At 68.9% G+C, this 9,138-nt stretch carries 9 protein-coding genes and 1 pseudogene; 5 read left to right on the top strand and 5 right to left on the bottom strand.

Annotated features, from left to right (window positions below):
• A partial coding sequence (locus tag A9X05_RS08620; protein WP_067780630.1) for a cytochrome P450 occupies positions 1-1,043 on the top strand: 1,043 nt, incomplete at its 5' end.
• Between the two features lie 90 nt (positions 1,044-1,133).
• Entirely contained in the window at positions 1,134-2,618 is a 1,485-nt protein-coding gene (locus A9X05_RS08615) for an aldehyde dehydrogenase family protein (RefSeq protein WP_067755883.1), read from the top strand.
• Between the two features lie 72 nt (positions 2,619-2,690).
• Here the strand turns inward: A9X05_RS08615 and A9X05_RS08610 are convergent, their stop codons facing one another.
• Positions 2,691-2,981: a hypothetical protein gene (locus tag A9X05_RS08610; protein WP_067755880.1), complete on the bottom strand. Its 291-nt coding sequence runs from the start codon at positions 2,979-2,981 to the stop codon at positions 2,691-2,693.
• A 194-nt stretch (positions 2,982-3,175) separates the two neighbouring features.
• On the opposite strand from A9X05_RS08610, the gene A9X05_RS08605 reads away from it, so the two are divergent.
• Together A9X05_RS08605 and A9X05_RS08600 are read left to right on the top strand one after the other, a co-directional pair.
• Positions 3,176-4,324 carry a thiolase family protein gene (locus A9X05_RS08605; RefSeq protein WP_067755877.1) on the top strand — a complete coding sequence of 383 codons (1,149 nt, stop codon included), beginning with the start codon at positions 3,176-3,178 and terminating at the stop codon, positions 4,322-4,324.
• Positions 4,321-5,124, top strand: a complete 804-nt coding sequence (locus A9X05_RS08600) for a crotonase/enoyl-CoA hydratase family protein (protein WP_082950272.1) — start codon at positions 4,321-4,323, stop codon at positions 5,122-5,124. The genes A9X05_RS08605 and A9X05_RS08600 overlap by 4 nt, the downstream gene beginning before the upstream one ends.
• Here the strand turns inward: A9X05_RS08600 and A9X05_RS08595 are convergent.
• Together A9X05_RS08595 and A9X05_RS08590 are read right to left on the bottom strand one after the other, a co-directional pair.
• Positions 5,121-6,137 carry an NAD(P)/FAD-dependent oxidoreductase gene (locus A9X05_RS08595; RefSeq protein WP_067755874.1) on the bottom strand — a complete coding sequence of 339 codons (1,017 nt, stop codon included), beginning with the start codon at positions 6,135-6,137 and terminating at the stop codon, positions 5,121-5,123. The genes A9X05_RS08600 and A9X05_RS08595 overlap by 4 nt on opposite strands.
• Complete coding sequence (locus A9X05_RS08590) at positions 6,134-6,634, bottom strand: isoprenylcysteine carboxyl methyltransferase family protein (RefSeq protein ID WP_067755870.1); 501 nt, start codon at positions 6,632-6,634, stop codon at positions 6,134-6,136. Before A9X05_RS08590 ends, A9X05_RS08595 begins: the two co-directional genes overlap by 4 nt.
• Positions 6,635-6,822: 188 nt before the next feature.
• Here A9X05_RS08590 and A9X05_RS08585 point away from each other — a divergent pair, with 188 nt between their 5' ends.
• Entirely contained in the window at positions 6,823-8,163 is a 1,341-nt protein-coding gene (locus tag A9X05_RS08585) for a DUF2867 domain-containing protein (RefSeq protein WP_067780626.1), read from the top strand.
• Here the strand turns inward: A9X05_RS08585 and A9X05_RS08580 are convergent.
• Positions 8,160-8,882: a CPBP family intramembrane glutamic endopeptidase gene (locus A9X05_RS08580; protein WP_067755865.1), complete on the bottom strand. Its 723-nt coding sequence runs from the start codon at positions 8,880-8,882 to the stop codon at positions 8,160-8,162. The genes A9X05_RS08585 and A9X05_RS08580 overlap by 4 nt on opposite strands.
• Positions 8,879-9,138: pseudogene (locus A9X05_RS08575) on the bottom strand (NAD-dependent epimerase); the annotation flags it as partial. The gene A9X05_RS08580 and the pseudogene A9X05_RS08575, both read right to left, overlap by 4 nt.

Raw genomic sequence — 9,138 nt, 5'->3', positions numbered from 1 at the left:
ACCGCCACGAGGAAGCCCAGCAGATGCTGCGCGACAACGAGACGTTCTCGTCGGCGGCCGTCATCGCCGCGTTCGGGCCGGTGCTGGGGGAGCGCGTCATGCTCGGCATGGACGAACCGGTGCACGGGCGGCTGCGGTCACTGGTGTCAAAGGCCTTCTCGCAGAAGGCGTTGGCCCGCTGGGAAGACGAACTCGTCGGGCGGGTGGGCAACAGCCTGATCGACAAGTTCGCGGCGAACGCAAAGGCCGACCTGGTCAAGGAATTCACCTTCGATTACCCCAGCCAGATCATCGCGGGCCTGCTGGGGCTGCCGGAGGAGGACTATCCGCAGTTCCAGCGGTGGTCGATTTCGTTGCTGAGTTGGATCCTGAATCCCGAACGCGGCCTTGCCGCCTCGGCCGCGCTCTGCGACTACTTCGCACCCATCCTGGCGGCGCGCCGCGCCGAGCCGAAGGAAGATCTGATCAGCGCGCTGGCCCAGGCCGAGATCGACGGCGAGAAGCTCGAGGACGAGGAGATCTACTCGTTCCTGCGGCTGCTGCTGCCCGCCGGGGTGGAGACGACGTACCGGTCCCTGGGCAGCCTGCTGCTCGCGCTGCTGTCGGATCCCGCGCAGCTGGATGCCATCCGCGCGGACCGGTCGCTGCTACCACAGGCCATCGAGGAGGGTGTGCGCTGGGAACCGCCCCTGCTGACCATCACCCGGGTGGCGACTCGCGACACCGAACTCGGCGGGGTGGCGATACCGGAAGGGTCCACGGTGATGCCGATGCTGGGCTCCGCCAACCGGCAGGAGGACCGTTACCCCGATCCCGACAGGTTCGACATCTTCCGCACACCCAGGGCCCACCTGGGCTGGGGGCACGGCGTGCACGTCTGTCTCGGCATGCACCTGGCGCGGCTGGAGATGCGCACCGCCATCAACCTTTTGCTCGACCGCTTGCCCAACCTGCGGCTGGACCCCGACGCCGACGATCCGCACGTCCGCGGGCAGATTTTTCGTTCGCCGACGTCGGTGCCCGTGCTGTTCGACCCACAATGACCAGGCCCGTAGGGGTTGTCGCTTGCCAATCGGCTAGTTTCCGGTAAGGCTCTCTGTAGCCCCTCAACGACTCAGAAGAGAGTGACAAACATGACCGAGGCTGTAAAGGTGCGGTTCGAGCCGAAGATGATGATCGACGGGAAGCTCGTCGACGGGCAGTCCGGCACCTTCACCAACATCAACCCGGCGACCGAGGAGCCGCTCGGGGAGGTCGCCGACGCGTCCAAGGAGGACATGCACCGGGCGATCGACGCCGCCCGGCGCGCCTTCGACGAGAGCGACTGGTCGACCAACCGGGAGTTGCGCAAGCGCTGCCTCTTGCAGCTGCACGAGGCGATCGAGTCGGAGAAGGAGGAGCTGCGCGAGGAGCTCATCCTCGAGGTGGGATCGCCGCGGGCCATCACCTTCGGTCCCCAGCTGGACGCGCCGCTGGAGGACGGGCTGCGCTACCCCGCCAGGCTGATCGACGAGTACGCGTGGGAGACCGACCTGGGTGACAAGGTGATCAGCCTGACCGGCACGCTGACCACCCGCAAGGTGTGGCGCGAGCCGGTGGGCGTCGTCGGCGCGATCGTGCCGTGGAACTTTCCGTTCGAGGTCACCCTCAACAAGCTCGGCCAGGCGCTCGGCACCGGCAACACCGTGGTGCTCAAGCCGGCGCCGAACACCCCGTTCAACGCGACCCGGCTGGGCCGGCTGATCGCCGAGAAGACCGACATCCCCGCCGGCGTCGTCAACGTCGTGACCGCCTCGGATCACTTTGTGGGCGAAGAACTTACGCTTTCGCCCAAGGTCGACCTGATCTCGTTCACCGGCTCGACCGTGGTCGGGCAGCGGATCATGGAAAAGGGGGCCGCCACCATGAAGCGGCTCTTCCTCGAGCTGGGCGGCAAGTCGGCCACCATCGTGCTGGAGGACGCCGACTTCCCGACGGCTTGCATGGTCGGCATCGCGCCGTGCATGCACGCCGGCCAAGGCTGCGCCAACCCGACCCGGATGTTGTTGCCGCGGTCGCGCTACGACGAGGGCGTGGAAATCCTCAAGGGCATCTACGAGAACGTCACGTGTGGTGACCCGCAGGACCCGGGAACCCTGTGCGGCCCGGTGATCTCGGAGGTGCAGCGAAATCGCGTGATGGGCTACATCCGCAAAGGTGTCGAAGAGGGCGCCACGGCGCTCGTCGGCGGCCCCGACGCGCCCACCGGCTTCGACAAGGGTTTCTACGTCAGGCCAACGCTTTTCACCGATGTCGACAACTCCATGACGATCGCCCAGGAGGAAATCTTCGGTCCGGTGCTCGCCGTGATCCCGTTCGACGACGAGGAGGACGCGATCCGGATCGCCAACGACAGCAAGTACGGCCTGGCGGGCAACGTGATGTCCGGCTCGCTGGAGCGGTCGCTGGCGGTGGCCCGAAGGATTCGGGCCGGCTTCATGGGCGTCAACGGCGGCGCGCCGTATGGCGCCGACACCCCGTTCGGCGGGTACAAGTACAGCGGGGTGGGCCGCCAGAACGGTGTCGCCGGGTTCGACCAGTACACCGAGATCAAATCGGTGGCCTATCCCGCCGTCTAAGGCCCGTCGAGATCGCCGTCACGGCTGCGGGTTTGGGCTCACCCGCGACCGTGGCGGCAATCTCGGCGTGGGTCAGGCGGGCGCGACCGGTCGTTTCAGCGTGCAGACGATGCTCCACTCGAAGTAGTGGTCGCCGCCCTTGTCGTAGTCCTTGAAGCGGTGGGCGACCTGGGTGCGCTGCACCGACGACCCGACGATCTCCCAGCCCTGTTGTCCGTAGGACTGCGTCAGACGGTTCGCTTCGTCCAGCACGGCCTGCAGAGATTCGTTCGTGTACGAGACGAAGGTGCTCTCCCATTGCTGGGGATACCACTTGCCATCGGATGCCAGCCACCAGCCGGGGCCCGGTGAAGGGGTGCTCACATCGGGGCACCCTACGTCGCCGAGCCTCGCGGAAAAATGGACTGCACATGACGGGGTGCCGAAAAGCTGGCAATCGGAAGGCCATCTGCCACCCAAAACCACCCCGGCCCGCGCCCGCCCAACGCGTTGGTTGACAATCGACGGCGAGACTCACTTTCACCGATTAGGGTCCTAACGTCAAAGGAGACACCACCATGGCTGAAGCCGTCATCGTCGAGGCAGTGCGCTCACCGGTCGGGAAGCGCAACGGCGGATTGTCCGGGGTGCACCCGGCGGACCTGTCGGCGCAGGTGCTCAACGGGTTGGTGGACAAGGCGGGTATCGACCCCGGCCTCGTCGACGACGTCATCTGGGGCTGTGTGATGCAGGCCGGTGAGCAGGCCCTCGACATCGGCCGCACCGCCCTGCTGGCCGCCGGCTGGCCGGAATCCGTCCCCGGTGTGACCGTCGACCGTCAGTGTGGTTCGAGCCAGCAGTCGATCCACTTCGCGGCGGCCGGCGTGGTGGCCGGGCACTACGACGTCGTCGTGGCCGGTGGGGTGGAGTCGATGTCGCGCACTCCGATGGGTTCGTCGTTGGCCAACGGCGGCCGCCCCTACCCGAAGACCTTCCTGGACCGCTACGAGGGCCAGATCCCCAACCAGGGCATCGGCGCCGAGATGATCGCCGAGCGGTGGGGATTCGACCGCACCGCGCTCGACGAGTTCTCGCTGGGCTCACACGAAAAGGCCGCTGCGGCACAGGATTCCGGCGCTTTTGACGACCAGATCGTCGGTATCAAGGACCAGGACGGAAACGTGGTGCTCAAGGACGAGGGCATCCGCCGCGGCACCCCGATGGAGAAGATGGCGTCGCTGAAGCCGGCGTTCAAGGAAGACGGGGTGATCCACGCGGGCAACTCGTCGCAGATCTCCGATGGCTCGGCCGCGATCCTGTTCATGTCGGCCGAGAAGGCCAAGGAGCTCGGCCTGAAGCCGATCGCGAAGGTGCACACCGCGACGCTGGCCGGAGCCGACCCGGTGATCATGCTGACCGCGCCGATCCCCGCCACCCAGAAGGTGCTGAAGCGTTCCGGCCTGTCCATCGACGACATCGGGGCCTACGAGGTCAACGAGGCGTTCGCGCCGGTGCCGCTGGCGTGGCTGAAAGACATTGGCGCCGACGAGAAGAAGCTCAACCCCAACGGCGGTGCGATCGCGCTGGGGCACCCGCTGGGCGGCTCCGGCGCCCGGATCATGACGACGCTGCTGTACCACATGCGGGACAAGGGAATTCGTTACGGTCTGCAGACCATGTGCGAGGGTGGCGGCCAGGCCAACGCCACCATCGTGGAATTGTTGTGACGGACGTTGACACCGCGGCGCCCGGCGCGCTGACCGAGCGCCGCGGCAACGTCATGGTGATCACCATCAACCGGCCGGAAGCCCGCAACGCGGTCAACGGTGCCGTCAGCATCGGCGTCGGGGACGCGCTGGAGGAGGCCCAGCAGGATCGCGAGATCCGGGCCGTGGTGATCACCGGCGCGGGCGACAAGTCGTTCTGCGCCGGGGCCGACCTCAAGGCGATCTCACGTCGGGAGAACATCTATCACCCCGACCATCCCGAGTGGGGCTTCGCCGGTTACGTGCACCACTTCATCGACAAACCCACGATCGCGGCGGTCAACGGCACCGCGCTGGGCGGCGGCACCGAGCTGGCGTTGGCCAGCGACCTGGTGGTGGCCGACGAGCGCGCCCAGTTCGGGCTGCCGGAGGTCAAGCGGGGGCTCATCGCCGCCGCGGGGGGCGTCTTCCGGATCGTGCAGCAGCTGCCGCGCAAGGTGGCGATGGAGCTGCTGCTGACCGGCGAGCCGATCACCGCCGCCGACGCCCTCGAATGGGGCCTGATCAATCAGGTGGTCAAGGAGGGCACGGTGCTGGAGGCCGCGCTCGCGCTGGCCGCGCGGGTGACGGTGAACGCGCCGCTGTCCGTGCAGGCCAGCAAGCGCATCGCCTACGGCGTCGACGACGGCGTCATCACCGACGAAGAGGTGGGCTGGGCGCGCACCATGACCGAGATGCGCGGCCTGATCAGGTCGGAGGACGCCAAGGAGGGCCCGCTGGCGTTCGCCGAGAAGCGCGAGCCGGTCTGGAAGGCCCGCTAGCCCGCCAGTACGTTCACCCCGCGCTGGAACGCGCCGGGCAACAGCGTGCACGCCGGCACGATGGCGCGGCGCGCGATCGGCGGGGCGCTGGCCAACACCAGCGCGCGGGTGAGCAGCCGGTAGTTGCGGGTAATCCGTTGCCACGCAAACTCATACGACTGCGGCGCCTCGTCGACGATGGCGGCGACCACAGCGGCCGCTTGCTTGACCGCCAGGCTGATGCCCTCGCCCGTCAGCGCGTCCTCGTAGCCCGCCGCGTCGCCCACCAACAGCACGCGCCCCGCGACCCGGCGAGAGACCACCTGGCGTAACGGGCCGCAGCCGCGCGCGTCACCGCGGGTGGCGCTGCCGAGCCGGCGGGCCAGCCCGGGGAACCACGCGAGGTCGGGCCGGCCGCGCGACAGGATCGCCACGCCCACCAGATCCGGCTCGACCGGCGTCACATATGCCTCACCCCAGCGCGACCAATGCACCTCGACGAACTCCGACCACGGCGGCACCCGGAAATGCCAGCGCACGCCGTAGCGCCGCGGCGTTCCGGCCGTCGCCGTGATCCCGACGGCCCGCCTGACCTGTGAGTGCAGTCCGTCGGCCGCCACCAACCATTTCGCGCGCACGCCGGCGGCCGTCACCCCGTGCGCGTCCTGGTGCACGGTGGTCACCCGCGCCCGAAGCCATTCCGTGTCTTGCTCTTTGGCGCGCGCGGCCAGCGCCGCGTGCAGCGTGGTGCGTCGCACGCCGCGACCCGGGCCGTTACGAAACCGGGCCTGGGCACGGCGGTGTTCGCTCACGTAGGCGATTCCGTGAAAGGGCATGCCGACCGGGTCGACGCCGAGGGACGTCAGCTCGGCCAGCCCGCCGGGCATCAGGCCTTCACCGCACGCCTTGTCGATGGGTCCCTCCCGCGGGTCGGCGACGATCACCGAAAGTCCCTGCCGCCGAGCGTGTAACGCCGTTGCCAAACCGCCCGGCCCGCCGCCGACGATCAACAGGTCGGTGTCGTAGTCGCTCACGTGTATCCCAGAGCGGAGTTCTCGACCCGCAATCGCACCTTGAGCAACGCCGCGTTGGCGAGCGTGAAAATGGCGGCCGTCAGCCACGCCGTGTGCACCAACGGCAGCGCCAACCCCTCAGCCACCACTGCAACATAGTTCGGATGGTGCAGCCACCGGTAGGGACCCTGGCGCACCAGCGGGGCCTGCGGCAGCACGATGACCCGGGTGTTCCACCGCGGGCCGAGCGTGGCGATGCACCACCAGCGCAGCACCTGGCTGAGTGCCACCACCGCCAGCATCGGCCAGCCCAGCCATCCGATGAACGGCCGGTGCAGTGCCCACGGCTCGAGGATGCAGCCAACCAGCAGCGCCGTGTGCAGCACCACCATCACCGGATAGTGTGCCCGCCCAAACTCCTTGGCGCCCTGGGCAAAAGACCATCGCGCGTTGCGGTTGGAGACCACCAGCTCCACGACGCGTTCGATGGCGACCGCCAGAACCAGTAGGTAATACATGTCTCCACTATCTCTTCGAAGAGGACTTCTTCTACCGGCTCACGATGCCGCCGCCGCGCGGGTTCACCGCCGCGAGCGTAACGGCATGGCGAAAATCAGGCCGGAAGAGCGCCGTGGCGTTACGTTCGCGATCGGCGGCCCGCGCCCGCCAGGTTTGCGTCGACCGTCGCCGGGTTAGGTTGAAAGGTATGCGGGTCCTCGTCACCGGTGCCACCGGATATGTCGGATCGCGGCTGGTCACGGCGCTGCTGGCGGACCGGCACCACGTCGTGGCCGCCACCCGGAAGCCCGAGCGACTCAGACGGTTCGGATGGTTCGACGACGTCACCCCGGTGACCCTCGACGCCGCCGATCCCGCGTCCACGCGGGCGGCCTTCGCCGACGCCGGGCACGTTGACGTGGTGTATTACCTGGTGCACGCCATCGGGCAGCCCGGCTTCCGCGATGCCGACAACGCCGCCGCGGCCAACCTCGCCGCCGCGGCCAGGGACGCCGGTGTGCGTCGCATCGTCTACCTGGGCGGATTCGTGCCCGCCGACGAGGTGCTGTCCGAGCACCTGACCAGCCGGGCCGAGGTGGCCGAGGCCCTGACGGTGCCGGGCGGCGCGGAGCTGGTCTGGCTGGGCGCCGCGATGATCATCGGCGCGGGCTCGACCTCGTTCGAGATGATGCGCTACGTCGGGGACCGATTCCCGCTGCTGCCCGTCCCGAGCTGGATGGACAACCCGATAGACCCGATTTCCATCCGCGACGTGCTGCATTACCTGGTCGCCGCGGCCACGGCGCCGGTCCCGTCATCGCGCACCTGGGACATCGGCGGACCCGACGTGCTCGAGTACGGCGACATGATGCGCGTCTACGCCGACGTGGCGGGGCTGGGCAAGCGCTATCTGATCGTGCTGCCGTTCCTGACACCGACGATCGCCAGCCTCTGGGTGGGGACCGTGACACCGATCCCGCCGGGGCTGGCGCGGCCGCTGATCGAATCGCTGGAGTGCGACGCCGTCATGCGCAACCACGACGTCGACGGCATCATCGAAGCGCCGCCCGGCGGCCTGACCGGCTATCGCCGGTCCGTCGAACTGGCGCTCGAGCGGGCCGCGCGGGGCGTCCCGGAACCCTCGTGGTCGTCGCTGCGGTCCGAACCGGCCGAGGCACTGCCCAGCGACCCGGACTGGGCGGGCGAGATCGTCTACACCGATCTGCGCACCGCCGAAACCGCCACCGAACCCGCCGACGTCTGGCGGGCGGCGGAGGCCGCCGTGAATTCACGGGCGGGCGGTTGGCGGGTGGAGGAGCGCGCGGCGGGGGCCGTGCTGCGGCTGCGCTCCACCAAGCGGGCGCCGGGACGGGAGTGGCTCGAGATCGCGGTCACGCGGCGGGACGGCCGCGGCAGTCGCTACACCCAGCGATCCATCTTTTTGCCGCGGGGCATCCCTGGGCGGGTGTACTGGTTCTTCGCGCGGCCCGCGCACAACGCCGCGATGCGGGCGCTGGCCCGCGAGGTCGCCGGCTCGGCTGGCTCCTAGACGCCGAACATCGGGGGCAGCACAAGAACCATGATCAGGCCCCACACCAGGTGGGTGAGCACCGGCGCGAGGACCCCGCCGGTCGCCCTGCGTTCGAACGCGCACACCGTCCCCAGGATCACGGCGGCGAACCCGAGCATCGGGTTGCCACTGGCCAGCGTCGCGATCGTGTAGAGGATCGTCGAGATCAACACGGGGTGATACCGGCCCAGGGCCGTGTAGAGCGCGCCGCGAAAGAAGACTTCCTCCGCGACGCCGTTGACGAGCGTGATCGCCACGATCACCGGATACCACCCGTGATGGGCGTATTCCAGCACCCGGGTGATCAGCTCGGCCACGGGCGTGATCTCCCGGGCGATCAGCCCGCCGACCACGAAGATCGCGCCGAGCAGCAGGCCGATCCCCGTCCCGGTGATGACCGGCCGCTGGTTGCGGCCGCGCCAGCAGATGCCACCCAGGTGCAGCGGGCCGGAGGCGAACGCGCCGGCGACCCACACCCCCGCCAGCGCCAACGTCAGCCAGTAGAAGCTGGAGTCGCCCGGATGGCGCCGCAACGAAAACCCGAGCACCACGGCACCGAGGACCACGGTGATGGCCACGATGACCCGCCGACGCCGCACGACTACGGGCGACTCATGATGCGGCACGGCGACTTTGGTGAGAGCCCGGCGCAGCTCGGACAGCGTGCCGGTGGCGGGCGAGGCGGTTGACTGGCTCATGCGGGACGCACCTTCGGGGTCAAGGCGATCAGGAGGTCGAGTCCGGTTCGAAGCGCTCCGGCCAGCGGACCCGGGACCATGTTGACAAGCCCCAGAGCCGGCCGCGCGACCGGTGGGGTGAGCCGCCGCGCGACGTGGCGGATGCGCCGCGCGTCACCGCCGGCCCACACGGGGTCGGTGTTGGCCAGGTGATGGGGGTCGGCCAGGGCGTTGACCGGGGACGGGCGATGGGGCTGATCGGCCAAGGCTAGGGCAA

Source organism: Mycobacterium sp. E3298 (genome assembly GCF_001666895.1).
Taxonomy (GTDB): domain Bacteria; phylum Actinomycetota; class Actinomycetes; order Mycobacteriales; family Mycobacteriaceae; genus Mycobacterium.
The sequence above is the reverse complement of the archived record's forward strand: the minus strand, read 5'-3'. Positions and strand labels throughout refer to the sequence as shown.